Here is a 26,308-nt window from a genome sequence, read left to right as displayed (position 1 = left end):
ATTTTTACAAAAAATTCACAATATATTCTTTATTTTATATAGAATTAGGTATAAAATATTTTATACGGTTGAGTATAAAATTTTATTATTTTTGTTTGGAGGAGATATATATGCTTAAAGAGAATGGAAACATTTCAATTCACACTGAAAATATAATGCCGATTATAAAAAAATGGCTATACTCTGATAAGGATATATTTATAAGGGAACTTATCAGTAATGGTTGCGACGCTATTAATAAATTAGAAAGACTAGTGACCTTTGGAGAAGCAACTGTGGAGAAGTCTAAATACGAAGTTACTGTATCCTTAAATAAAGATGAAAAAACTATAAAGTTTATAGATAACGGTATAGGAATGACTTCAGAGGAAGTAAAAAAATATATTAACCAAGTAGCTTTCTCAGGAGCTGAGGAGTTTTTATCTAAATATAAAGATAAGATTGATGAAGGAAAAGGCATAATTGGCCATTTCGGATTAGGGTTTTATTCAGCTTTTATGGTATCAGAAAAAGTTGAAATTGATACTTTATCTTATAAGGAGGGCGAAGAAGCTGTTAAGTGGATTTGTGAAGGCGGTACAGAATATGAAATTGAATCTTCTGAAAGAACTTCTAGAGGAACAACTGTTACTCTTTATATAAGTGAAGATAGCAATGAATTCTTAGATTATTATAAATTAAGGCAAATTATAAAAAAACATTGTAACTTCTTCCCTGTTGAGATTTATCTAATAGATGAGAATGAGAAAAAAGATGATAAGGATTCAGAGAAGGATATAGAAAAAACTCCTTTAAATGATACAAAACCATTATGGATGAAAGCTCCAAAGGATTGTACAGATGAAGAGTATAAAGAGTTCTATAGAAAAGTCTTCAATGAATATAATGATCCGCTATTTTGGATTCATATGAATGTAGACTATCCATTTAATTTAAAAGGGATATTGTACTTCCCTAAATTAAAACATGAATTTGAAGCTACAGAAGGAGAAGTGAAACTTTATAATAAGCAAGTTTTTGTGGCAGATAACATAAAAGAAGTTATTCCTGAGTTTTTACTTTTATTAAAGGGTGTTATTGATTGCGAAGACATTCCTTTAAATGTATCAAGAAGTTTTCTACAAAAGGACAGTAATGTATCAAAGGTTTCTAGACACATTGTAAATAAGGTAGCTGATAAACTTACATCTCTATTTAAAAATCATAGAGATGAGTACAATGACTTTTGGAAAGATATAAATATTTTTATTAAATATGGTTGTCTAAGAGATGAAAAATTCTATGACAAGGTTAAAGATATACTAATTTTCAAAACTACTAATGGAGACCATGTAACATTAAAACAATATCTAGAAAACAATAAGGAAAATCATGATAAAAAAGTTATTTATGTTAATGATGAAAAGCAACAGTCTCAATATATTAAAATGCTAAAAGACAATAACTTAGAAGCTGTGATTTTAAATACCACACTAGACAGTCATTTTATTACTTTAATGGAGAGTAAAGAGGAAGGAGTACAATTTAGTAGAATTGACTCTGACTTAACAGAAATATTAAAGGCTGATGCAATAGATGAAAGTCCTGAAGAGAACAAGGCTATAGAAGAGATATTTAAGAATTCTATAAATAAGGAACAACTAAAAATCTCTATAGAGCCTATTAAAACAGAGGAAGTTCCTGCTATGATTACTCTATCAGAACAGTCTAGAAGAATGGCTGAGATGAGTGCGATGTTTGGAGGAGGGGATATGTCAATGTTCCCTAAAGAAGAGACTTTAGTTGTAAATAGTTCAAATCCATTAATTAAAAAATTATTTAATTTATCTAAAGATGAAAATAAAAAAGACTTGGTTAATGATATTTGTAACCATGTGTATGACTTAGCTATGATAAGTCATGGACAATTAGGTGCTGATGAAATGTCTGATTTCATAAAAAGAAGCAATGATTTACTTGGAAGATTAATTAACTAGAGGTACCTAATAATTGTAATGATGAAGTGTATGTCCTAAAATAATTTGGGGACATACACTTTATTTTATACTATAATGGTATAAAATAAAAATGATATATTATATTAGGAGGTTTCAATGAAAATTTTAGTTGCTGATGATGATGAGAGAATTTTAAGACTTATTGCGGATTATTTAACTTTTAATAAATTTGAAGTAGTTACTGCAAAAGATGGTAAACTTGCTTTAGAGAACTTTGATGATACCATTGATTTAGTAATTTTAGATGTTATGATGCCTATTTATGATGGATGGATTGTATGTAAAGAGATTAGAAAGATATCAGAAGTACCTATAATTATATTAACGGCTAAAGATAGTGATTTAGATGAACTTTTTGCCTTTGATATAGGAGTGGACGACTATGTATCTAAACCATTTAACATAGCCCTATTACTTGCTAGAGTTAATAGACTTTTAAAAAGTAAAATTATTAAGGCGGGAAGCATTGTATTTAAAGGGATTGAAGTAAACGAAGAAAGTCACATGGTAAAAATAGACGGTAAGGAGAAAGAACTAAATCCGAAAGAATATGAACTATTGCTTTACTTTGTAAAAAATGTAAATAGAGTAATAAGTAGAGAAACGCTACTAAGAGTTATATGGGATGAAGATTACTTTGGTGATACTAGAACTGTAGATACTCATATAAGTCGGTTGAGAAATAAATTGGAAGATTATAATAAGTATCTAAAGACCATAAGGGGTTTTGGATATAAGTTTGGAGAAGTATGATGAAATCAATTAAATTAAAGTTATTTTCTGGTATAGTTCTCATATTCAGTATTTTTATCTTAGGGATTGCAACCTATGGAGTCACATATAAAGACTTTTTTCAAAGGGAAAAGTTAATGGAAATGAATGAAGTAATTGAAGAAATTAAAAACTATATAGATAAAGATTATGATAATAGAGTTGATGGGAAGTTAGAAGGACTTTCAGAGAAGTATAGTGTTCAAATAGATATAAAAGATGCACTAACATCAGAGAGCAGATTTTCTAGCCATAAAATGGGTAAAAATAATATGATGAATGGGCAGCATAGGTTTGAAGTTATAGAATTTATAGGTGAAAAAGAAGGAGTAAGTGAAACCATAACTCTTGATAGATCTACAGGTGTAGAGTTCTTAACTGCTGTAGGAAAAAATGTATATACTTACGAAATAACTGTTAAAACACCAATTACTGTTATTGATGATGCAGTAAATAAATCTATGAAGCTTTTATTTATGATAATGGTACCTGTTGGATTTATAGCACTTTTTATAACAGCATTATTTTCAAGACAATTTACTATGCCAGTAATAGAAATAACTAAAAAAACTAGAAAAATAGAAGAGCTAAGCTTTTGTGAGGATTTAAATATAAAGAGTATTGATGAAATAGGAATACTAGCTAAAAGTGTTAATAATTTATCCCATAAAATAGAAGAAACCTTAAAAAATCTAAAAGAAAAGAATTTAGAGTTAGAGACTATGATGAATAATGAAAAGAAAAATCAATTAGCTCGAAGGGAATTTGTGTCATCTGTATCTCATGAACTAAAAAGCCCTATAACTGTTATTTCAGGTTATATTCAAGCACTTCAAGAAGGTTTTATATCTTCAGAAGAGGATAGAAAATATTATTTAGATGTAATAGGTGGAGAAACAGAAAGATTAGGTATCATAGTCAATGATCTTTTAGATTTATATAAGCTAGAATCAAATACCTTTAAATTAAATAAAAAAGAAGTAAATATAAATAGTTTGATAAAAAAAACTCTAGAGAAAAATAAATTTAGATTCGAAGAAATGAACATAAATCTTAACTTTACGGAAGGTGAAAATATTACTATTATAGTGGATGAAGTTAGATTAGAGCAAGCAGTACAAAATTATATTAATAATGCCCTTAGCCATGTAGATGAAAATAAAATAATAGATATTAATCTAAAAGTAATTGAAGATAATTTAGTAATCTCTGTGTATAATAGTGGCAGTAACATTGAAGATGATAACCTTACTAGGATTTGGGAAGGGTTTATAAGGGTAGATAAGGTAAGAAACTATAAAGAAAAACGCCTAGGTTTAGGTTTAGCCATAGTGAAACAAATAGTAAATCTTCATGAGGGTACCTATGGGGTAAAGAATAGGAAGCATGGTGTGGAATTTTGGATAAGCTTAAGGTTATAAAAATGTATATTTATTTTAATCTAACTATTAGATTGTTGTAACATTAATGTAACATTCCTTTGTTATTATAAAGGTGTAAAAAAAATAAAAAATAATTAATGAAGGGAAGGATTTAATATGAAAAAATCAATGATAGCTTTAGCACTAGTAGGAGTAATTACCGCTTCGGGAGCAACTATGGCCTTTGCGGAGGAAAATTTAGGAGGAGCTTTTAGAAATGGTGGAGCTACACAGGTTCAAAGCTTAGTAGAAGAAGGAAAGACTTTAGAAGATGCAAAGAAAATTATGCTACAAGAGAAATATGAAAGAGTAGATGCTGCGGTAGAAAGAGGAACAATAACTGCAGAAAGAGGAGAAGAAATTAAAGCTGAAATGGCTGAAAATAGTGCTACTTGTGATGGGACTAGCATGAATAGAGAAAACAAGGAAGGCTATGGACTTAATCAAGGCTTAGGTAATGGTGCAGGTCAAGGTAGAGGAGCTGGCCAAGGAAAAGGTGCTGGTAGAGGAAATTGTATAAATAACTAAATTTATTATTTAGGTAGATAATATTATAGGAAGGATAGATATATTTATATAAGTATATCTACCTTCCTTTTTTCTATAATATTTCTTTACATTAGTTTGGATAGTTATGGTAAAATATTGTATATATACTACGACTATGAAGGAGATAATAATATGAAATGTGTAGTTATTCATGGTAGCCCAAGAAGAGGAAATACGTGGAATGTATTAACTCTAGTAAAGGAAGAAATGAGAAAAAGTTTAGACATAGAGTTTATTGATATTGAGCTAAGAAAAGAAAATCTTCCCCTATGTATAGGATGTTTTAATTGCATTTATAAGGGCGAAGATAAATGTCCTCACAAAGATATTATGAGTAAAATTATGAAAGAAATTAAAGAAGCAGAAGCACTAATAATTACTTCTCCTGTATACTCTATGCAAATAAGTGGATTACTAAAAAACTTTATAGATCATATGTCTTACAATTTCCATAGACCAAGTTTATTTACAAAGAAGGCTTTAATAATAACCACCACAGCTGGCGCAGGTCATAAGGATGCTGCAAACTATGTGAGAAGTGTTTTAAACTACTGGGGATTTAATCATGTTCAAACTTTACCAATTGCTTATAGAAGTAGGGAACTTACAGAGAAAAATAAAAAAAAGGTATTAGAGTGTGGAAAAAAATTTAGTGAGGAATTAAAATCTAAAAAGATTCATAAACCTTCCTTAAAATCAGTAGTTATGTTTAACCTTTGGAAAGCCATGTCAAAGGAGAAATATGAAGAAGGAAGTGCAGACTATGATTACTGGCATAGTGAAGATATGAGTAAAGGTGTATTCTCACCTAAAGTTCCTATTGGTATATTAAAAAAATTAATGGGAACAATTATTTATGGGTTAATGAATAAATAAGGTATGTATAAATATATAAAAAGTGGAAAATAATATATGAAAGATATAAGAATTTAGCTTGAACTATAACATGATAAGTACTATAATATGAATACATTATTTAATAATGTATTCATATTATAGTTATTAAATAAAAAATCCGCGGTTGGGGTGATGGTTTTGGATATAGAAATTGAAGATATACTTGTAAAGTTGTTAGAAGGTCAAACAAGACTTGAGACAGAAATTAATGGTGTTAAAAGTGAGATAAAGAAAAATTCAATAAAAATTGAAGCTATAGAAAAAAATATAGATATGATTGTAGAAGTACAAAGTTCACATAGGGAACAAAATGAAAGTTCATTTAAAAGCACAGATTTAATAATAGAAGAGAAGACAGACTTAATTGAGAAATCAATAAAAAACATTTCTAAAAATGTTAAAGAAGTAAAAGAAAGCATAGAAGTATTAAAGGACATGACAGGTAGACATGAAGTAGATATTAACATACTAAAACGAAGGCCGGTATAGATAAAAATTTAATGACTTCATTAATAACCATTTTATTAATTTAAGATAGTTATTTTTTATGGCTAAAATATAGATTAAATACTAAGGGGGTGCTACAAGCACCCCCTTATATATTATAGATTTAGTTAGCTATAGGATAACTTGCATTTAGGTTATATTTTGTAGAAGTACTATGAGCACCATTATATCCAACAACTTTAAGATAGTATGTGCCTAGTGTACGTGCTGAATAAGAAATGGATTCATTTGATGTTGAGCTTTTAGTAGAAGAGGCTACTCTTTTTCCTGATGAGTTATAGAGGTATAAGTCATAGTCATATGGTAGATTTGTTAATGTTGCAGAGATAACACCAGATTTGTTAGTTGTTACTTTATAATAATCAACGTCTGTATTTGAATATATATATGAACTATAATCTACACCACTATTTATAGTATATGCTTGGGAAGTAGAATCGTTTGGTTCATATGGGTCTGCTGGTTCTTCTGGATCTGTAGGGTCTGTTGGATTTGTAGAGTCTGGTAGGATTTGTATAGATGGGTCACCGAATAATGTCCAAGTGTTGAAGGTTAACAAATCACTGCTTGTACCGTTATCTAGCATTCTAGTTTCACCAGAGTAACACAAGCCGCCTAGTGACACCCTACTGTTGTTGCAAAGTAAGTCAATTATTCCGTCTTGACCATTCATAGGAGGTATCCAAGGTTGATTTACTGTTGACATTAATGTTCCTATTGCACCTATTGGGTTTCCGTTACTATTCTTTGAGCGAAGCCAAGTTTCTGCAAAACAAGTACCGCTTTGGAATTTACCACTTACACAAGAAACACTTATAATAAAAGGAAGTTGTCCTGGGTTTTGAAGATTTTTTATATTGGTATTGCTGAAGCCTGTTGTTACCCAGTAATTTTCAGCACCGTGTCCACAATAATTTATTATACCTCTGCCTTGGTTTAGACTATTAGTAACAGAAGAAGCTGATGCACCTGGATCGTATATACTATCCACTTGAGTATAACCTGCATTTAGAAGTCTACTCTTTATACTATCCATTTGTTGTATATCTGTTTCTCCAGAACCTTCATCTGATGCTATACCAACGCCTTTTTTAAACCATGCAGCTGTATTATAACCATTTTGTTCAAACTCAATAGATCTTTGTACTTGAGTTTCAACATCTGCAATACTTTCTGCAGAAAAACGGCCTACATATATATCAGGATAATCATCTGAACCTGCAACCTTTGTATAAGTAGGATCAGAAACCCCTGTAGAGTAAGTAGGAGAGGATACATGTGCATAGTCACCTACAAGAAGTACATAAGTTAATTCAGGGTGTTGATTGTAATAGTTTTGTATATAGTTTTTTATTTCAGTTGGATTATTAGATGATGATACTGTAGACATATTTACTAATGTAGTGTTTATTCCTCTGGAGTTTTTCCAATTAATAAAGGAATTCATAGCACTACTAAACTGATCATAGGATATGATAAGCATAGAGCCTGTCTCTGAAGGATTATTCATTAAACGATGAGTAGGAGTTTTTAAATTACTGTAGTTAATAAATGTGTTTGAATAAGCAGGTTCGAAATCAGAAGTGGTTTTATTAGACCTTGAAGTGGTAAGTGAATTTACTGATGATTTACCATCTGTTATTATTTCTACAGTTACAGATTTATAAACTCTTAAAGTTTCATTTTTAGGTTTATATTGAAATGCATTTAGTGTAATAGTTGTCCCTCTTAATTCTCTCATTATGAAAGGTTCACTAAAAGAAACTAATTCTGAAGGATAAAAGTTTTTATTTTTATATTCCTTACCTAACTTATAAGGTATATCTTCAGGATTTTTATCCCTTGTTATAGAACCTTTTGATGGAGCTATAGGGATGTTTTTATAGTCTTTATATTCTGATGATATAACGTTCAACTTAACGTCGGCATCATTTGGTATAACTATATTTCTGCATATGCGAGGAAGTTCAGGAGCCCCTTCTTCAAGAGGTAAGCTAGTACCCTCACAATTAATATTATAGTAAGATTTATTGTTAATGTTTACTAAGTCTTTACTAAAATTATTAATATCAAATTTTACAACTGTATGGTGAGAATCAGACTCTAACACAGTAACACTAACATCTTCAGTGCTATTTGAGTTACCATCATTGTCAAGACTAGAAGTGGTTCTAGTATTAAATACGAAGAAACATTGAGTAACTAAAAATGTCAGTAGAAATAAAAATACTGATAGTTTTGATTTAAACAATTTTTTCATACATTCCCTCCTAAAAATTAGAATTTAATAGAGATAAAATAAATAGAAAATTATCTAAATAGTACATCCCTCCTTTTAAATTATTATAATTGTAACTTATGATATGAAGTGTGTTTTGTCTATATAGATAACAACTAAAATATGAAATTATTAAAGTTGTTTATCTCAAATATAATATTATGAAAAATTATAATTTTAATATGGGGTTTGAAAATTAATTATGTGACAATAGATAAATCATATTATATAAAATTGGATGAATAATTTTTGAAGATGTTTATAAAAGTAGTTCATCACTTTTATGAAAGAATGCATATGGATTTTATGCACAATTATATGTAATAATTAAATGAAAAATTTATGTTATTTATATATTAGAACAAATTTACATAATTGTAAATATGAAATGTGAAATTTCTTTAAAAAGTTAATAATATGGAAACAATTAACAATAGCTTAAATTCAAAATAGTGTATATGATATGCGATATACTGAAAATTTGCATAGGTAAGGTGTAACTTTATTGTATGACGAATAATTGTTAGATAAAACGAGATAACTATAAATTTAAATAATACTTTATTAGTATTATATGTTATAATTTCCTTATTAAAGATAATAACTTAAAGAAAAAGTGATAAGTTCATCTAGTAGTAAGAGCATAGTTTATATAATAAAACATTTAGGTGAAAATTAAATTTAAAAAGTGGGGGAACTATGATGTATAAAATTAAAGATAGTAAAAGAAAACATATGATAGAAGCTTATGACCAAGACAATAACTTAGTAGGGGAAGGTATAATTTCACCTTTTATGGAATCTGATTTATATGAAAGGCCTAGATTAAATATCTACATTGATATTAAAGTAAAGGATGTTATAGATAAAAGGGAGTTAAAAGATCAAATCTTTGATGAAATAATGAAGAAATCACAAGTAATAAGACAAGAAAATAAGGAGCTTGATGTAAGAATCTATCATTGTTGTTTTTCAGACAATAAAGAGAATATAGCATATTATTCTTCTAAAAAAGGCTTTAACCATGATGAAGGAATGCATATTATAAAGAAAAAAATAACTGAGGAGAGTTTCCAGATTACAGATATTGAGGGTATAGACTTTGCTACTCTTGAATTTATAAACGAAGACGAGATAAAACAGTTAGTAGAAAAGCAAAACGAAGTATTTGTTAGAGGCTATTCCATTGAGGATATAAAGGAATTAAGAAGAGAAAATCAATGGTTCAGTATAGCAGCTAAACATAGGGGCGAAATTGTAGGTAATATTATTATTATCGTAAAGGAAGATGGATTAAACAATAAATATGGTTGGGTGGATGATTTATTTGTTTCAAAAGAATGGAGAAAGCAAGGTGTTGGAAAAAATCTGATTATAAGAGCCTTTCAAGGGTTAAAGGATTTAAATATCAAGGAATCAAGACTAGAAGTCTGGAGTGCAAACAAAAGAGCATTGTCAGTTTATAATAGTGTAGGATATGAGTTTCACGAAGAAACAGAATCATCAATTGGGATGTCTCTTTAATGCTATTTTATATGAAATACTTAACTTGTAATGATGATTATTTATATGAGGATACAATAATTGAAAGTTATATTATAAACTATAAGAAAGGAACATTGTAAAATGAAGTTATTGATACATGACTTAGAAAATAAAGAGTTTAAAAAGATATTTCCTAATCAATTAGATGATACAATTATTATTTCAGATGATGGTACAATACATCATTGCATTGGTTGTTTTGGTTGTTGGATAAAAACACCTGGAGCTTGTATAATACGAGATAAATATGGTGATATGGGAGAGTATTTGTCAAAGTGTCAAGAGGTCATTCTTATTAGTAAATGTTGTTATGGTGGATTTAGTCCCTTCGTAAAAAATGTATTAGACCGAAGCATTTCTTATATCCATCCCTATTTTGCAATAAGAAATGGAGAAATGCATCATCGAAGAAGATATAAAAATCATATAGATATGAGAGTTTGGTTTTATGGTGAGAATATAACTGAAAAAGAAAAACAAACTAGTGAAAAATTGGTGAAAGCAAATTCTATTAATTTGGATTGTCATGTTAGTAGTATTTCATTTGTTAATAGCATTGAGAAAATGGAGGATGAGATACTATGAAAATAGCTATTATTAATGGAAGCCCTAAAATTAAAGATAGTGCCTCTGATTGCATCTTACAAGAGTTGAAAGTTTTTTTAAGTAAGCAAGATAATACGATTATAGAATATCACTTTAGAAAGCCACAATTGAGTATAAAGGAAATGGAGAATCTAGTAGAATGTGATGATTTAGTATTTGCGTTTCCTCTATATGTAGATGGAATTCCATCTCATTTGCTAAGTTGTCTTACAAAATTAGAAAATTATTTTCAAGCTGTAAATGAAAAAGAGATTAAAGTTTATTCTTTGGTGAATTGTGGATTTTATGAAGGTCATCAGAATAAATTAGCCATTGAAATTATGGAAAATTGGTGTATAAAAGCAGGACTTCAGTGGGGACAAGGGCTTGGAATTGGTGCAGGCGGCATGCTCCCATCCTTAAAAAATGTACCTATTGGTAATGGACCTAAGAAAGACTTAAAAAAAGCTATAAACCAAATTGCAAACAATATTTTAAAATCTACCTCAGAAGAAAATATATTTATAACAGCAAATTTTCCAAGGGTTGCCTATAAGTTTGCTGCAGAAATGGGATGGAGACAATCTATTAAAGGAAATGGATTAAAGAGGAAAGACTTATTTTTAAGAAAATAATAGTTTTTTTACTTATTTAGAACAGAAATAATGAAATTCTAAATGATATGAAAGAAAATATTAATATTGAATTATTTAAATTTGGAAATAAGAATACCGCTTATTCATTATGAATAATACGGTATTTTTATTTATTGAAGAACCTTTGAAAAAAGCTTAAACTCAACTTAATATAGTCATAATCTACTTTAGGCAAAAGTTCACATAATCAACTGGCACATCCATTCTAATAGCAATTTCCTTAATTGATAAACCATTATTCAAGAATCTTCTGACAACCATGATCATATTTTCACCAACTTCAATAATATGATTGTCAGGGTCGTAAAATCGAACAACACGCTGCCCCCAAGAATGTTCTACTATGGAATGTACATAATTAATATCTGTCATGTTATTAAGCCTTTGAATAAAGCAATCAAAATTATCTTCTTCAAAGTATAATTCTGTGTCATTTCCTCCAAATACAATTTCATTATCTTTTTTGTGAATAAAAGTACACCACGAATCTTTTGTTTGTAATGCAATACCTCCTGTTAAAGTCACATTTGCACCAAAATCCTCAACAACCTTTAATCCAAGCACTTCATAATAAAACAACTTTGATTTTTCTATATCAGAAACCACTATTAATGAACTCAAAAATTTCATTATATTCCTCCTCATATAAGTAATAATTCTTATTTGATTTAATTATTATAGTAACTTTTTAACCTATTTTTCATATTGTGTAATTGGCAAGAAAAATTTTTCATTAATGAAAAGGGGGGATTATCATGTTTAAGGAAAAAACGTACAATAAGAATAATTGTAAAAATTCTAGTTATAAATATAAATGTCAGTGTTATACACATGAATATATAGGTATTGCAAGAATTGTTAAATCACAGCCATACCCAAAGCAACCATCGTTTTCTTGGAGCTTCTAGCTAAATAAACCAAGTGTAAATAGAAATGTGTATAAATTTATATTGAGCTGTCATCCCTGACAGCTCTTATTGTTTAATGGCTAAGTGCTAGTTGTTTTCAATAGCTCAATTTTCTAAAAGATTAGATAGTTGTTCCTAATTTCTTCATTGTATAACCTATGATAAATAAATCAATGACTAATCCTAAAATTATAATAACTGTTTTTGAAATTAGTGATAAATGAAAGCTAAGGGATATTTTAATAAATATCAGTGATGTTAATAAGCATATAATTATAAATACACCAATCAAAATAGCAAATTTTTTAATGCCATTTTTTTTTGCATATTCAATAATATCATCAATACTACACAATAGAATGGTTATCATTAATATGGCACTATCCCATTGCTGAATTCCAATAAGTTTAGCTAAAATCCATAAAAGTATACCCAATACGATGATAAGGTGCTTGTATTTTTTCCATGAATTCATTTTAAATTACTCCTATTCACTCAGAATGCATTAAAATTATTTATTGATTCTGTTTAATTAATATACATAGTATAACATATTTTCCAATACGGTTCTATTCAGTTTCAAAGACCAAGTTATTGTAACTGATTTTACAACATTTATATACTATTACTTAAAGATATAATAAAATGTAATATATGAGTAGAGTAAATCCATAGTTAATATTAAGAAGATTATATTTCAAAATACTGGATTAAATGTGATAAATTTATTTTAAATCTACTTTTATTGTCGTATAATCAATTTATAGGTTTATTAGTAACTCTATTTTTGGTGAAAAAAGTTTTTATAAGGAGAGATAAGTATGGAATATTGTTATAAAAAAGGTGTACCTACATTAGAAGAAGCAAAAATGATTTTAGAAGAAGCTGAAAAACTCAATCCAGGTAAATGGGTTGAGCATTCAATTAATGTAGCTGAGGGAGCAAAACTAATAGCAGAGCAGACAGATGATTTAGATCCTGAATTAGCATATATTTTAGGGCTATTGCATGATATAGGAAGAAGAGAAGGCATACATGGTATGAGGCATGGTGTAGATGGATATAATTATGTAGTTAAGAAAGGATATGATTTAGTAGCTAGAACTTGTATAAGCCATACTGGATTTAAATATAATAAAGAAGTTGTTATTGTAGGTAAATGGGACGGTACAATTGAAGAATATAATTTTGCTAAGGAGTTTTTATCTCGTACAGAGGACACTGATTATGATAAATTAATAAAATTATGTGATTATTTAGCACTACCAAGTGGATTCGTTTTAATTGAGAAAAGGCTTGTAGAGATGGCATTAAGAGGAGGAGTTAACGAATATACAATTCCAAGATGGAAGTCAACTTTTGAAATTAAAAAATATTTTGAGGAAAAAATCGGAAGATCAATTTACAGTTTATTACCTAATATAAAGGAAAATACATTTGATTCAGTTCTCTAGTGTATTTTAGCTTTGATAAAAAGGTTTGGATTCAATCTTAAATATGATAAAGAATTACATATTAATTGGAAATGATAAATGTGTTTTAATTGATACAGGACTTGGTATTGCAAATATAAAAAATATAATTGATCAAATAACAGATTTACCCATAGAGGTGATTTCGACTCATATTCATTGGGATCACATAGGTGGTCATAAATATTTCTCAAAATATGGGATCCATGAAAATGAAGAAGATTGGATATCAAAAAAATTTCCCATTCCTCTTCAAGTAGTAAAGAATAATTTAATGAAATATCCTTGTGATTTCCCATGTGATTTTAATATAGACAATTATGAAATATTTCAAGGAAATCCAGGTTTTCTTTTAAGGGATGGTGAAAAGATTCATATTGGAGAAAGAAAATTAACAGTAATTCATACACCTGGACATTCTCCTGGACATATGTGTTTTTACGAGGAGAAAAGAGAATATTTATTTTCAAGTGACTTGATTTACAAAGGAACTTTAGACGCCTTTTATCCTACAACAAATCCTACTGATTTCATGCAATCAGTTCAAAAAATCAGTACTCTAGATATTAAAAAAATTTTTCCAGGACACCACAGTTTAGATATTAGTATTAATTTAGTTGATGAAATTAATCAAGGATTCTCTAAAATTAAGAAAGAAGGTTGTCGGCATCAAGACGCTGGAGTCTTTGAATTTGAGAATTTTGCAATTCATATTTGAATAGATTTATTGTATACAACTATAAATATAAGAAGCATAATCTACTCTATAAACACTTATGTTATAAAATAATTTCTGCAATATAATATATAAAACTAAAGAATGTATTTGGATTTTCATTAAAATGGGAAAATATGTATATAGAAAACTATTTACATAGGTATATAGGAAACTATTAAAATATATAACTATTTAAATAGTTGTTTTATTCATGCGGGTTTCGGGCGGTTTTCATGTTTTAGTGGTAAGCGTTAATGAAGTAAGAATTTTTTATTTTATATTTACTTTTATTGGTTTATAATTAATTTATGGGTTATAATGTATTATCTAGTATATAAAGAAGGATAAACGTGCTATATATAGTCTATGGTTTTATAGGATTATGAGTATACTATTTTGTTACAGTGCTATTTGGTGGAGATTCTGGAATAGGGATTTTAGCTGCAATAATAATAGTATGCTCAATGATTATTATAGAAAAACTTAATGATATAAAAACGAAATTAGATGGAAAAGATAAATAAATTTTAATTGGAGGTTTAAAATGGATTGTGGATTTGAAAAAGAAGATGGATGGTTTAGATATAGAGCAGCAGCAATTATTATAGAAAATGGACATGTACTTTTTGCTAAAAACGAAGTAGATGATTATTATTACTCCATTGGGGGAGGTGTGCATCTTGGGGAAAAAGCAGAAGATGCAGTAAGAAGAGAGGTTTTTGAAGAAACAGGCGTAGAATATGAGATTGAAAGATTAGCCTTTATTCATGAGAACTTTTTTCATGGTACTGGATCATTAGAAGGGTTAAAATGTCATGAAATAACCTTTTACTTTTTAATGAAGCCAAGAGAAAGTCAAGAACTCAATAGCAATAGTTATTCCCTAGGTGGTCGTGAATATATGCATTGGCTACCTATTGAAAAATTGAGGGATTATTTAGCTTTTCCTAGCTTCTTTGCAGAGAAACTAACATGTATTAGTGATACTGTTGAACATATTGTCACATATGAAAGCATTTAATTTAATATTATTTAGGATATATGGAGTTATTAGTACATATATAGTGAATATTAAGGAGGTTAAATGTAATGAATAAAATAGAACCCTATAAAGGTATTGCTGATATATACGAAGAGATAAGACCTTCTTACCCAGAAAAATTAATTCAAGATGTAATCTCAAAGACTGATTTAAAATTCAATGATAGGCTACTTGAAATTGGATCAGGAACTGGAAAAGCAACTATACAATTTGCAGATAAAGGCTTTAGAGTTCATGGAATAGAATTAGGGGAAGATATGGCAGAAATTCTAAGAGATAAGTGCAGAGACTACCCCAATGTTTCAGTTGATGTAGTATCTTTTGAGGAATGGAATTGTTCTAATAATGAAAAATATGACATGATTTTTTGTGCTCAGGCATTTCATTGGCTAGATAAAAATATTAAATATAAAAAATGTCATGAACTTTTAAAGGAGAATGGCTATCTTGTTTTATTTTGGTATAATCCATGTGATGATGAATTTCCTAGAACAAAAGAAATAGAAAGAAAGGTTGAACGTATTGTTAAAAAGTACATTTCTAATTACTTTACTGACAATAGAAAACCTGAAAGACGTGTACATGATGGAATATCAACCAATGATGAAAGAAAGGCAGAAATAGAAGCATCTGAGTTGTTTGATTTAGTTGAAAAAATAGAATATACACAAGAAGTAAGAAATAATTCAAGGCAGTTATTTAAAGGCTACAAAATCAATGCCAGCATTTGCTTCTATTATTGATGGATTAGATGAGGAAATCATTAAAAAGATGGATAGTGAAATTGAAGAGGTTATAAATAATAATGAAGGATATGTAAGTGGGTTCTTTAAGTTTTCTTTGTATATAACTAGGAAAAGATGACTTAATATTATAACATAAGACAATGATATTAAAAGTATCATTGTCTTATGTTATAATTTATTAAATAAGGAATTAACTATTTTACTTCAATAGAAATTAATAAATAATTATAGTACAATAGTTTTTGAAACATAAAGATAAATCAGGAGGGAACAATGAAAGAAAAATCTTATTTCTGTGAAAAACAAGTTACGGATGAAACTACTAATGAAACAAACATCCTAGAACAAGAAGCTAATGACTTAAAGAATGAAAAATATTTAGAAGATGTAGATACTGAAATTGCAGGGTTAGTAGATGAAATTATCCTTAAAAGAATTCAAAGGACAGCTAAGAGTGCATTGAAAAGAGAGTGTTCTAAAGATTTAAAGGAACTTCTAAAAGTGGAAACCAAGGATACTTTAAAAGAGATAATGAATGAATTAAACATTGAATATAAGTCAGCTGATAAAAAAGATGATTTGATTGATAAAATTGCCATTAATTATGAAGATGCAATCTTAAAAGTATTGAAATATGTAGATAGTGATTGTTATATTTCTTTACAAAAAATACTAAAAAATAATGGAATTATTCCTATAAGTGGACATATGGATGAGTCCGAAAACTCTATATTTATGCAAGAAATGGGAATGTTATATATTGCTGAAAGTGATGATAAATTATATCTTTGTGCACCAGAGCAGTTTCTTAAAGTTATACCGCAAATAGACAAGAAGTCTATAGAGAAGAATGATGAAATAATAAAGTTATTTAGAGGTATGCTTTACTATTATGGTGGGATCGCTGCAAAAGAATTTATGGAAAGATTACCTGAGGATGCAAAGATAGATTTACCCTTAGAAGAAGTAGAGAAAATTTTAGCTATGGGAGAAAAAACTTGTGCTGAGTATATCTATGAAGATAGTTTTGGGTTAAATGGTTTTTTATGTGATATACAGGAGTTGGAAGCTCTAAAATTACAAGGATTAACATATGACTACAAACAACTTACAAAAACAGAGTTGCTTAAGGCTAGTAGAAGAGATTACATAGGTGATAAAAATAACTATAAAAAATTTATAAAAGTTATTAAGGATAACTATGATATACCAGGAGATGGTATAGAACAATTACTGGAGTTTACATATGAAACATATCAATTAGAAGGTAAAGAAGAACTAATTAAGAAGGCTCTTGATCATCTATCTGTACCAGAATTTTTGGAAAGTGAAATAATTAATGCAATAGATGATGTTTGTAGGAAAATCCCAGCTTGGAAATATAATGGGTATACAGAAGCAGAGAAAAATAATTCTAATAGAGTTAACATAGAAAAGGTAAGAGTTGGAAGAAACGATCCTTGCCCATGTGGTAGTGGTAAAAAGTATAAAAAATGCTGTGAATCTAAGGGATTATAACTTGGTTAGGAAAGTCTTAGTTTTATAAAGTTTAATTTAATAGTAAACATAAGTAAATAAACTTCAGAGGAGATAATGCTCTTCTGAAGTTTATTTTTGTTTAAATTTGTTTGATTTGCGCATAAGATAAATAGATATCCATGTAAAATAAAGTATAACTTTATAAAAAGAGGAATATTAAAGTTTTTAGCGTATATATAAAAGATGGTAAAAAGATGCTATTAAAATAAAGGAATTATTGGGATTTAAATGAAGAATAGCAGAATAGAAATGGATATATAGTAGAAATATCTTTATGATAAATGTTTTGGAGGATGTATTTAATTATGAACTTATGTATTAAAGAGTATAAGTATGAATATAAAGATGAAGTAAATGAGCTTATTTCAGATGATGATTTTGTAAGAAACGATGTTATTAGCTGCTTAAATAGATGGCCTCAGCATGGGAGAATTGTTGTAGTTGAATATGAAGTGGTTGGGGTAGGTGTATTTACTGAAGTAAGTAAAAAGGCTAGTATGACTTTATATGTGAAACCATCAAAAAGAAAAAAAGGTATAGGAGCTGCCTTGTTAAAGTACTTAGAGGATACAATGAGAAATGTTGGAGTTGAGGAAATAGTTTGTGATTTTAGAGTTAGTGATGTTGAAAAAACATTTTTGTATAAAAATGGGTATAACTATTGGTTTACATCTAATTTTATGACTTATAATGGCAGTAAATTGGCGGTAGATAATGATGAAATTATAAATTATGAAGATAAGTATTATCATGAATGTCAAAAAGTTTTCAGTGAATCATTTCATAAAATGCGTTTATCTGTGGGTTTAGATTCTACATTGAGCCTACCAAGTGAGGAAGAAAGAAATCAGTATAAAGAAAATGCAGAAAATATATTTTTGTTACGTAAAAATGATGAAATAGTAGCAGCTGTTAGACTTGAAGCTAATGAAATAGATTCACTTGCAGTAGTAGTAGAGCATCAGCATAAAGGGTATGGAAAAACATTGTTAAGCTATGCTGTTAATAGATTGTTAGATAAAGGATATACAACAGTAGCACTTTGGGTAGTTGAAGGAAATTCAGCAAGGTTTTTATATGAAAAGGTAGGTTTTATAAAAGAACGTGCACATGAGTTTGTTGTTAAAGGTATAAAGTAGAAAAGAGCGTAATTTATAATTAATCTATTAAATTTTATTTGAAATTACTATTATAAAAAGTTGGTTAAAATGATTATATTAAAATAGTATGGAGGAAAAATATGAAACTATCTAATAAATGTTATTGTCTAACAGGTTTATCTCATGCTGATTGTTTTTCTGTTAATGCAGGGTTTATTATAGGAGAAAAGGAGACTGTTATTATTGATTCTGGATTTAATAAAGAGTCAGCTCAAACTATTTTAGGATACGCTAACGCGGTTGCTCCAGAGAATAAAGTATCCTATCTTATTAACTTAGAAGGTCATTATGATCATATATTTGGTAATTCTTTTTTCGAATCTAAAGGAGTAAAAATATTAGCCCGTGAGGGAGTAAGTCTAAAACAAGAGGAGATAGATAGTTATATAGAGGAATGCAATAATGAAATTACAATTGAAAGAAGAAGAAAAAATAAAGAGGCTTATTTATATTTTGAAGGGGTTAAGTCTTTTGAAACAGATATAAAAATTAAGGGAGATACAGAATTAGAAATTGAAGGTGTTAATCTTAAAATATATATAGCCAATGGGCATACAGATAAGAATATAATGGTCTATGAACCAATGGACAAGGTTATATATGTTGCTGACACTATATATTCAGATTTTTTACCTACATTAGCTTTTGGAAATAAAGAATTATGGATTGATTGGCTAAAAACATTAGAATTAATTGAAGATTTAAAACCTGAAATTCTTGTTCCAGGACATGGACGAATACTATATGGAGAAGAAATATATGAGGAAATATCAAGGCATAGAGAAATAATACTTAATAGAATAAATAATCAGTAGAATATAAAGTTTTAGATAGATTTAAAAATGGATAAAGAAAAAACAATATAAGTAAAAACCTGTTAAAAAATAATGTTTGGAGGAAATATATTATGAATAGCTGGAAAAATGATAGGATTGGTTCTGCAGAGAGAGGTGAAAATCCTACAGTAATGGTAAGAATGAAAAGTGGCTTTGCTGTTATAGGAGATAATCAATTTCTGCCTGGATATTGTGTTCTTCTTGGATATCCGAGAGCGAGTTCATTAAATGAATTATCTCTAGAGGAAAGAACTCAATATTTAACTGATATGACATTAATAGGAGACGCTATTATAAAAGCATGTAATCCATTAAGAATTAATTACTCTATTTTGATGAATTTAGATCACTATTTACATGCGCATATTGAAGCTCGTTATGATTGGGAACCTGAAGAGAATAAGTGCAGACCATCTTATTTTTATCCAAAGGAACAAAGATATGGTAGTCAGTATGAATATTCAGATGAAAAATATGGTGATTTAAAAACAAATATAACAGAGAATTTATTGGAATTAATGAAGATGGCTGGTTACTAAATACTTATAATAATTAATTTTAAAATAGAAAAAAATTTATTAATATATGGATATATATGAGTAATATTTAAGGTATGTAAAAATCTATTTAACTGTACGCAAGGGAATTGTACTATCTAACCATTAAATGGCATTTATATCTAAACATTAATATACTATGCGCGTGCTTCGCTTAACTAAAAGGCGATCAGAATATCCGAACAAATTTATGCATAAAATGTCAAGAATGATAAATTGTATTTTAGTATGATAAGAATTGTAGGGAGGTGAGAATGTGGACTGGATAGAGAGTATTCAAAACACAATTGACTTTATTGAAGATAACATTGAGTCAGAACTAGATGCTGACATATTAGCTGCAAAGATATACACATCAAGTTTTAATTTTCAACGGATATTTACAATATTGTGTGATTGCACCTTAGGAGAGTATATCAGAAACCGTAGACTGACATTAGCTGGGTATGAACTTTTGAGGGAAGAAAGCAGTATTTTAGATATTGCCATAAAGTATGGTTATCAAACTAATGAGAGTTTTACAAGAGCATTCTCCAGATTTCATGGGATAACTCCATCCATAGCAAGAAAGAAGAGGAGTAATTTAAAAACATTCTCCCGTATATCTGTAAAATCAAATTTATCAGGAGGAAAAGTAATTATGAGTGATTTTAGTGAAAGAGGCTATGTTGTAAAAGAAACAGGAGCGGTATATTACACCCAAGATATGGATAAAACGTTAAAATGGTTTAAAGAAGTACTTGGATGGTATGGACAAATTGATGCAAGAGATGAAGATGGCATTGGTACTTATGGTTGTGTAAGCAACATACCTATAGAAATAGAAGTGTTGCATATTGCGCCCTTCACAGGAATTCATATGTTTAAGAGAGATGCACTTTAAATAATGGTTGGATTCATGCTTGTGCAAGGTATAGAACAATTATATGAATTTGTCAAGAAGAATGGATGGAATCAAATAACAGAGATTGTAACGGAGCCATGGGGAGGAAAAACCTGTGAGGTTACCACTATTGATGGTAGTATACTTAAATTTTTTGAGTAACGGGGATTAATTTTTGTGAAATGAATATAATGCAAGGTTGTGTTAATTCGCAACCTTTCCATTTTGATAATTAAAAAGAAATTTAATAGAGAAGTTATGTTGATTGGAGGACTACATATATGGATATAGTTTTTGAACTAGGACAAGCTGATGATTTTGATGAGTTAGAACAGCTTTATAACGATTTAAATGACCATTTAGCAGAAGGAGTAAACTATCCTGGATGGAAAAAAGGGATATATCCTGTACGGCAAAATGCAATTGATGGAGTTAAACATGGAAATCTTTATGTAGCAAAGCATAATAATAAAATAGTTGGTTCTATTATTTTAAGCCATGAGCCTGAACCTGCATATTATAATGCAGAATGGGGATTTAAGTCTGATTATTCAGATGTTTTTGTAGTATATACATTTGTAGTACAACCAAAGTTTTTGAAATGTGGTGTAGGTAAAGCGTTAATGGATTTTGCTATTGAGCATAGTATTAAGTCACAGGTTAAATCAATTAGATTGGATGTCTATGAAGGTAATATACCTGCAATTAAGCTATATGAAAAATGTGGTTTTAAATATATTGATACCGTTGACTTAGGGCTTGGAAACTATGGGTTAAATTGGTTTAGATTATATGAAAAATTACTTTGACAGTGTGAGTATACTCTATAGTTAAATTATTAAGTATAAAAGTGGGAGGAAATTATGGGGATTAAATGTAAAGAAGTTTCAGATTATTTTGCAAGTTATGGAGTGGAAAAAGAAAAACGATTGGAGTCCATTAGAAATATAATTCACGATATAGTTCCTGATATAAAGGAAAAAATGTGGACTAAAGTTCCATGTTTCTATATAGATAGAACAACTATTGTTATTCGCGTATTCAATGATCATATAAATATTTTTGTAGATAAAGTATTTCAATATAAAGATGAGTTATTAGAATATAAAATTACACCAAAAGGCGCGCTACAAATATTTGATAATCAAGTAATACCATTTGAAACTATATCAAAGATATTTAGGGCTTGTTTCGTAAGTGTATATTAGGATTCCTATAACTGCCCATAACACCTTATATGATTGTCTAGCCTGTCAGCATATTTGTCAAATGAATTCAGAGGAAAAAGAGAAAATTAATGAGGATATGTTTTTTACAGAAGAAGAAACTAATATGTTATTAGAATGAAAATCCATTGATTCTTTTTCAGCAGGCTTTAAATCGAAAGTGTATATGCTAGGGATTGAGCAATGGTATGAAGCAATTCCAAGAAATTTGAAAGTTTTATTTTATAATATGTAATACCAGTAATATTGAAACTGTGGAGTAAAATTATATAAAAAGATAAATATAAACTTTTTAGCAAATATATAGTTGAATGGATTAAATTATAACAAGATAATAAAAGTATATCTGAAATATAAATTAAGAACTGGAGGATTAAAATGGATGCTAAGAAGACGTTAGTTATTGCTATAGCAGCAGTATCAGGTGGTGGAAAGACTACTGTTACAACAGTATTAAACAAAAAATTACATAATTCTAAAGCATTATACTTTGACGATTATGAATTTAATGGTCCTGAAGATATATGTGAGTGGGTTGAGAGAGGTTCAGATTATAATGAATGGAACTTTACACCTTTAATTAATGATTTAAATTCTTTGCTTTCTAATTCTATAGAATCATTAGACTACATAATACTTGATTATCCATTTGCTTACAAACACAATGAAATGAGTAAATATATAGATTTGACAGTATTTATTGATATATCTCTGGATATTGCCATGGCTAGGCGTATATTGAGAGATTTTAAAGAATTTTCTTTTGAAAGTATAAGGCAAGATTTAGATGTTTATTTATCACGTGGAAGATTAGGTTATTTAGAAGCGTTGAATTCAATTAAACCAAACTCTGATTTTGTAATAGATGGTTCCTTACCAGTAGAGGCTATAGTAAGTCAGATTCTTGAAATAATTAATAGGAGGAGCAAATTTGAGAATATGAATTACGTAGAATACATACGTGATAGAGTTGGACATGATGCAATAAATTTAACAGGGGTAAATATTTTAATAATCAACAAAAATAATCAAATTTTGCTTCAAAGAAGGGGAACATTTCCATATAAGTGGGGACTAGTTGGAGGAATTACAGAATTAGGAGAATCCCTTGAAGAAACTGCTATTAGAGAATCAAAAGAAGAGACAGGATTAGATATTAAGGGGCTAAGGCTACTAGGAACTACATCAGGAGAAAAATGCTATATGGACTTACCTAATGGCGATAAAGCATACTTTATAACTGTTGGATATTTTACTAAAAGTTTTAGTGGAGTATTAAATATAGATGATTTTGAAACCAAGGAATTGAAATTTTTTAGTTATGAACAATTACCTAACAATATACCAAATAGTCATAGGATGATGATTGATAAATATTATAATAATTTTAAAGGAGGAGATTTAAATGTGGATGGAGTTAGATAATATTTGGCAAGAGGCTTTTTCATTAGCTTGGGAATCTTTTAAAAGGAATACTATTCCTATAGGAGCTGTTATAGTTAATGAAGAAGGCAATATCATATCAAGAGGAAGAAATAGAATCTTTGATGATTCTATTAACAATCCGTTGGTAGGAAGTAATATGGCTCATGCTGAAATGACTGCTATGATAAATTTAAAAGAAAAGGAACATCCCGATATAAAGAAATATACCTTATATACAACTATGGAACCTTGTCCTATGTGTTTTGGGACCATGGTGATGATGGGAATAAGAAATTTGAGGTATGCAGCAAGGGATGGTTTTGCTGGTTCAACGGAATTAAATTATAATATGGATTATATAAAAAGCAAAAAAATATTTATATATAAAGAAGATGATGAATTAGAGTTATTTCATATTTGTCTACAATCTGCTTATGAGTATTCAAGAAATCATAAGAGATTAGAAGAAGTATTGAACTCATGGAGAACCTATTGTAGAAAAGGCGTTTTGCTGGGAAAACAACTGTATGATGAAGGTTATTTTTTAGAAGCTATAAAGCAAAGGAAGGAAATTGGACAAATATATGATGAAGTAATACTTAGATTTAACAATATTTAATATTATTGGGAGGAGCACCTTAATGAATCAAGATATATTGTTCAAAACTAATGACTTTGTTTTTAGTTATCGAGTTGCAGAAGTATTAACATTAAATAATTCAAAGGAAATAAAGCATTTTATTTATCGTTAAGAAGTATAGATTACGATTATAGTCTATAGTTAAATTTTATTAGAAATTTCTATGGTAGGATAGTAGTTTCTTACTAAGAAGCTGTTCATGGGAAGAAAGAGTGGAAGTATAAAATGGCTGAAGTTATTGTACATGAAATGCAATATTATGGTGAAAAAGTGAATTTGGACATAGATGTAGTTAATTATAGTGATGAATATTACAATGATTACCGAAGCATTTGTTGTGATTGTTTTCGTAGTTTGAGTATAGCTACAAATCTAGATCCAGATTCATTTTATACTAGAGAGGAAATGATAAAAAAGAATTCTTCTGTTTTATTTTGTTTATAAAAAAAGAAATGATAGGTTCTGTTGAAATAAATGAAAATGTTATAGACCATTTGTTTGTGAAGGAAAAGTATCAAAATCAAGGATATGGAAAGAAATTATTATTTTTTGCTATTAATTATTTACAAAAATCTGGAGTCAAGCAAATTATTTTATATGTTGCAGACTTGAATAGTAAAGCTACTGAATTGTATTTGAATAATGGATTTAAGTGCATAAATACAATAAAAGATGATTGGGGATAATGAACTCAAATTATAGATAAATTAAATCAAATTCTAATTTAGAAGACAAGGATAAAGAGGGGAGATTTTTATGAATTTGCATGTAAGAGAAGCAATTATAAGCGATTATATTGAGATCAATAATCTTGTTAAAGAAGTACATAATTTACATGTTGAAAATAGACCAGATGTTTATGTGAATACTGATACTCCTTTGATAAAAGAAGATTTTTATGAGTTATTAAGCACCAGTGACACAAAGGTATTTGTAGTAGAAGATCTTAATAATAAAGAGTTAGTAGCATATAGCATTGTGAAAATTATGGCCCATAGAAGTATTCAGATACTTAGACCAATGACATTTGCTTATATAGATGATTTTTGTGTTAAAGCTAGTAAGCAAAAGAATGGTATTGGAAGATTACTTTTTGATTATGTTGTAAGTTATGCAAAATCAGAAGGAGCTTTATCTTTACAGTTGATTGTATGGGAGTTTAATAAAGATGCTATTAAATTCTATGAATCATTGGGAATGACAGTAAGAAATAGAAGAATGGAATTAAACTTGAGTTAATATAAATGTAAAAAATATAATTTAAAGATAGGTACTGAGGGAAATAAATCCCCTAGTACCTTATTGTTTTTTATGAACATTTATTATTATAGGTGAGTATAATAATAATGAATCTAATAGAAATAAAATTTCATATAGATAATAGGGGGAAATCATTTATGTCAGAATATTATAATGGTGAAAACATCAATCAAATAAATTATACAAACCAAGGTTTAAATGTAGACAATAGTGATTATAGTAATGATTCAAGCTATTGCCCAGAGTATCAATATAATTGCTCACAATGTCCTTATTACAACCAATGTCAACAACAGTGTTGCTGCTGTATTGGTCCAACAGGACCACAAGGTCCAAGAGGATGCATTGGACCGCAAGGCCCAACAGGACCACAAGGTCCAAGAGGATGCATGGGATCGCAAGGGCCAACAGGACCACAAGGTCCAAGAGGATGCATTGGACCGCAAGGCCCAACAGGACCACAAGGTCCAAGAGGATGCATGGGACCACAAGGTCCAACAGGCCCACAAGGCCCAAGAGGTTACATGGGATTACAAGGACCAACAGGCCCACAAGGAGCAACAGGTGCGACAGGTGCACAAGGACCAACAGGTCCAATAGGAGCAACAGGTTCAACTGGAGCTCAAGGACCAACAGGCCCACAAGGTCCAAGAGGTTACATGGGATTACAAGGACCAACAGGCCCACAAG

31 protein-coding genes and 1 pseudogene are annotated in these 26,308 nt (G+C 29.1%); 29 read left to right on the top strand and 3 right to left on the bottom strand.

Annotation, left to right across the window (positions count from 1 at the left end):
• Positions 1–110: 110 nt before the first annotated feature.
• From htpG to B3B03_RS07585, 6 genes are all read left to right on the top strand, one after another.
• Entirely contained in the window at positions 111–1,976 is a 1,866-nt protein-coding gene (htpG, locus tag B3B03_RS07610) for a molecular chaperone HtpG (protein WP_346846626.1), read from the top strand.
• 117 nt (positions 1,977–2,093) lie between these two features.
• Positions 2,094–2,750 (top strand): response regulator transcription factor, encoded by a 657-nt coding sequence (locus B3B03_RS07605; protein WP_346876914.1) that lies wholly within the window; start codon positions 2,094–2,096, stop codon positions 2,748–2,750.
• The gene (locus B3B03_RS07600) at positions 2,750–4,189 is read left to right on the top strand and encodes a HAMP domain-containing sensor histidine kinase (RefSeq protein WP_346846628.1); all 1,440 of its coding nucleotides are present in this window, start codon (positions 2,750–2,752) and stop codon (positions 4,187–4,189) included. The genes B3B03_RS07605 and B3B03_RS07600 overlap by 1 nt, the downstream gene beginning before the upstream one ends.
• A 117-nt stretch (positions 4,190–4,306) precedes the next feature.
• Entirely contained in the window at positions 4,307–4,717 is a 411-nt protein-coding gene (locus B3B03_RS07595) for a hypothetical protein (protein ID WP_346846629.1), read from the top strand.
• A gap of 153 nt (positions 4,718–4,870) precedes the next feature.
• Positions 4,871–5,614 carry an NAD(P)H-dependent oxidoreductase gene (locus tag B3B03_RS07590; protein ID WP_346846630.1) on the top strand — a complete coding sequence of 248 codons (744 nt, stop codon included), beginning with the start codon at positions 4,871–4,873 and terminating at the stop codon, positions 5,612–5,614.
• Between the two features lie 159 nt (positions 5,615–5,773).
• The gene (locus tag B3B03_RS07585) at positions 5,774–6,124 is read left to right on the top strand and encodes a hypothetical protein (RefSeq protein ID WP_346846631.1); all 351 of its coding nucleotides are present in this window, start codon (positions 5,774–5,776) and stop codon (positions 6,122–6,124) included.
• 121 nt (positions 6,125–6,245) lie between these two features.
• Here B3B03_RS07585 and B3B03_RS07580 read toward each other — a convergent pair whose 3' ends face one another.
• On the bottom strand, positions 6,246–8,402 hold the full coding sequence (locus B3B03_RS07580; protein ID WP_346846632.1) for a C25 family cysteine peptidase: 2,157 nt from the start codon (positions 8,400–8,402) through the stop codon (positions 6,246–6,248).
• Between the two features lie 720 nt (positions 8,403–9,122).
• On the opposite strand from B3B03_RS07580, the gene B3B03_RS07575 reads away from it, so the two are divergent.
• The 3 genes from B3B03_RS07575 (at position 9,123) to B3B03_RS07565 (ending at position 11,185) form a co-directional block, all read left to right on the top strand.
• Entirely contained in the window at positions 9,123–9,944 is an 822-nt protein-coding gene (locus B3B03_RS07575; RefSeq protein ID WP_346846633.1) for a GNAT family N-acetyltransferase, read from the top strand.
• 102 nt (positions 9,945–10,046) lie between these two features.
• Positions 10,047–10,550 (top strand): flavodoxin family protein, encoded by a 504-nt coding sequence (locus tag B3B03_RS07570; RefSeq protein WP_346846634.1) that lies wholly within the window; start codon positions 10,047–10,049, stop codon positions 10,548–10,550.
• Positions 10,547–11,185 carry a hypothetical protein gene (locus B3B03_RS07565; RefSeq protein WP_346876913.1) on the top strand — a complete coding sequence of 213 codons (639 nt, stop codon included), beginning with the start codon at positions 10,547–10,549 and terminating at the stop codon, positions 11,183–11,185. Before B3B03_RS07570 ends, B3B03_RS07565 begins: the two co-directional genes overlap by 4 nt.
• A gap of 183 nt (positions 11,186–11,368) precedes the next feature.
• On the opposite strand, the gene B3B03_RS07560 is transcribed toward B3B03_RS07565, so the two are convergent.
• Both B3B03_RS07560 and B3B03_RS07555 read right to left on the bottom strand, forming a co-directional pair.
• Positions 11,369–11,836, bottom strand: a complete 468-nt coding sequence (locus B3B03_RS07560) for a VOC family protein (protein WP_346846636.1) — start codon at positions 11,834–11,836, stop codon at positions 11,369–11,371.
• A 399-nt stretch (positions 11,837–12,235) separates the two neighbouring features.
• Positions 12,236–12,589 (bottom strand): hypothetical protein, encoded by a 354-nt coding sequence (locus tag B3B03_RS07555; RefSeq protein WP_346876912.1) that lies wholly within the window; start codon positions 12,587–12,589, stop codon positions 12,236–12,238.
• 346 nt (positions 12,590–12,935) lie between these two features.
• Between B3B03_RS07555 and B3B03_RS07550 the strand changes: the two genes are divergently transcribed.
• The 20 genes and pseudogenes from B3B03_RS07550 to B3B03_RS07455 all read left to right on the top strand — a co-directional run.
• On the top strand, positions 12,936–13,568 hold the full coding sequence (locus B3B03_RS07550) for an HD domain-containing protein (RefSeq protein ID WP_346876911.1): 633 nt from the start codon (positions 12,936–12,938) through the stop codon (positions 13,566–13,568).
• A gap of 43 nt (positions 13,569–13,611) precedes the next feature.
• Positions 13,612–14,304, top strand: coding sequence for an MBL fold metallo-hydrolase (locus B3B03_RS07545; protein ID WP_346876910.1), 693 nt, complete (start codon positions 13,612–13,614; stop codon positions 14,302–14,304).
• A gap of 544 nt (positions 14,305–14,848) precedes the next feature.
• Positions 14,849–15,325 carry an NUDIX hydrolase gene (locus tag B3B03_RS07540; RefSeq protein WP_346876909.1) on the top strand — a complete coding sequence of 159 codons (477 nt, stop codon included), beginning with the start codon at positions 14,849–14,851 and terminating at the stop codon, positions 15,323–15,325.
• Positions 15,326–15,393: 68 nt separating this feature from the next.
• Positions 15,394–16,089 carry a class I SAM-dependent methyltransferase gene (locus B3B03_RS07535; protein WP_346876908.1) on the top strand — a complete coding sequence of 232 codons (696 nt, stop codon included), beginning with the start codon at positions 15,394–15,396 and terminating at the stop codon, positions 16,087–16,089.
• Positions 16,064–16,210, top strand: coding sequence for a hypothetical protein (locus B3B03_RS07530; RefSeq protein ID WP_346876907.1), 147 nt, complete (start codon positions 16,064–16,066; stop codon positions 16,208–16,210). Before B3B03_RS07535 ends, B3B03_RS07530 begins: the two co-directional genes overlap by 26 nt.
• 155 nt (positions 16,211–16,365) lie before the next feature.
• Entirely contained in the window at positions 16,366–17,610 is a 1,245-nt protein-coding gene (locus tag B3B03_RS07525) for an SEC-C metal-binding domain-containing protein (protein ID WP_346876906.1), read from the top strand.
• A gap of 326 nt (positions 17,611–17,936) precedes the next feature.
• Entirely contained in the window at positions 17,937–18,770 is an 834-nt protein-coding gene (locus tag B3B03_RS07520) for a GNAT family N-acetyltransferase (protein WP_346876905.1), read from the top strand.
• A 101-nt stretch (positions 18,771–18,871) separates the two neighbouring features.
• Entirely contained in the window at positions 18,872–19,606 is a 735-nt protein-coding gene (locus B3B03_RS07515) for an MBL fold metallo-hydrolase (RefSeq protein ID WP_346876904.1), read from the top strand.
• A gap of 92 nt (positions 19,607–19,698) precedes the next feature.
• Positions 19,699–20,166: a hypothetical protein gene (locus tag B3B03_RS07510; RefSeq protein WP_346876903.1), complete on the top strand. Its 468-nt coding sequence runs from the start codon at positions 19,699–19,701 to the stop codon at positions 20,164–20,166.
• A 274-nt stretch (positions 20,167–20,440) separates the two neighbouring features.
• Positions 20,441–21,067 (top strand): helix-turn-helix domain-containing protein, encoded by a 627-nt coding sequence (locus B3B03_RS07505; RefSeq protein ID WP_346876902.1) that lies wholly within the window; start codon positions 20,441–20,443, stop codon positions 21,065–21,067.
• Positions 21,068–21,070: 3 nt separating this feature from the next.
• On the top strand, positions 21,071–21,229 hold the full coding sequence (locus B3B03_RS07500) for a hypothetical protein (RefSeq protein ID WP_346876901.1): 159 nt from the start codon (positions 21,071–21,073) through the stop codon (positions 21,227–21,229).
• Positions 21,230–21,348: 119 nt separating this feature from the next.
• Positions 21,349–21,876, top strand: a complete 528-nt coding sequence (locus B3B03_RS07495) for a GNAT family N-acetyltransferase (protein WP_346876900.1) — start codon at positions 21,349–21,351, stop codon at positions 21,874–21,876.
• 54 nt (positions 21,877–21,930) lie between these two features.
• Complete coding sequence (locus B3B03_RS07490; RefSeq protein WP_346876899.1) at positions 21,931–22,275, top strand: DUF1801 domain-containing protein; 345 nt, start codon at positions 21,931–21,933, stop codon at positions 22,273–22,275.
• Positions 22,265–22,414 carry a hypothetical protein gene (locus B3B03_RS07485; protein ID WP_346876898.1) on the top strand — a complete coding sequence of 50 codons (150 nt, stop codon included), beginning with the start codon at positions 22,265–22,267 and terminating at the stop codon, positions 22,412–22,414. The genes B3B03_RS07490 and B3B03_RS07485 overlap by 11 nt, the downstream gene beginning before the upstream one ends.
• 257 nt (positions 22,415–22,671) lie before the next feature.
• Entirely contained in the window at positions 22,672–23,718 is a 1,047-nt protein-coding gene (locus B3B03_RS07480; RefSeq protein ID WP_346876897.1) for an NUDIX domain-containing protein, read from the top strand.
• Entirely contained in the window at positions 23,699–24,337 is a 639-nt protein-coding gene (locus B3B03_RS07475) for a nucleoside deaminase (protein WP_346876896.1), read from the top strand. The genes B3B03_RS07480 and B3B03_RS07475 overlap by 20 nt, the downstream gene beginning before the upstream one ends.
• 246 nt (positions 24,338–24,583) lie before the next feature.
• Positions 24,584–24,802 (top strand): hypothetical protein, encoded by a 219-nt coding sequence (locus tag B3B03_RS07470; RefSeq protein WP_346876895.1) that lies wholly within the window; start codon positions 24,584–24,586, stop codon positions 24,800–24,802.
• A complete protein-coding gene (locus B3B03_RS07465; protein ID WP_346876894.1) occupies positions 24,793–25,044 on the top strand; it encodes a GNAT family N-acetyltransferase in 252 nt (83 codons plus the stop codon). The genes B3B03_RS07470 and B3B03_RS07465 overlap by 10 nt, the downstream gene beginning before the upstream one ends.
• Positions 25,045–25,114: 70 nt before the next feature.
• Complete coding sequence (locus B3B03_RS07460; protein ID WP_346876893.1) at positions 25,115–25,597, top strand: GNAT family N-acetyltransferase; 483 nt, start codon at positions 25,115–25,117, stop codon at positions 25,595–25,597.
• Positions 25,598–25,755: 158 nt separating this feature from the next.
• Positions 25,756–26,308 (top strand): annotated as a pseudogene (locus tag B3B03_RS07455) (collagen-like protein); the annotation flags it as partial.

Origin of the sequence: Clostridium sp. UBA5712 (assembly GCF_002419845.1) — a bacterium.
In the GTDB taxonomy this organism is placed as follows: domain Bacteria; phylum Bacillota; class Clostridia; order Clostridiales; family Clostridiaceae; genus Clostridium_J; species Clostridium_J sulfidigenes.
Note: the sequence above shows the minus strand (reverse complement) of the source record. Positions and strands in the feature narration are given on the sequence as shown.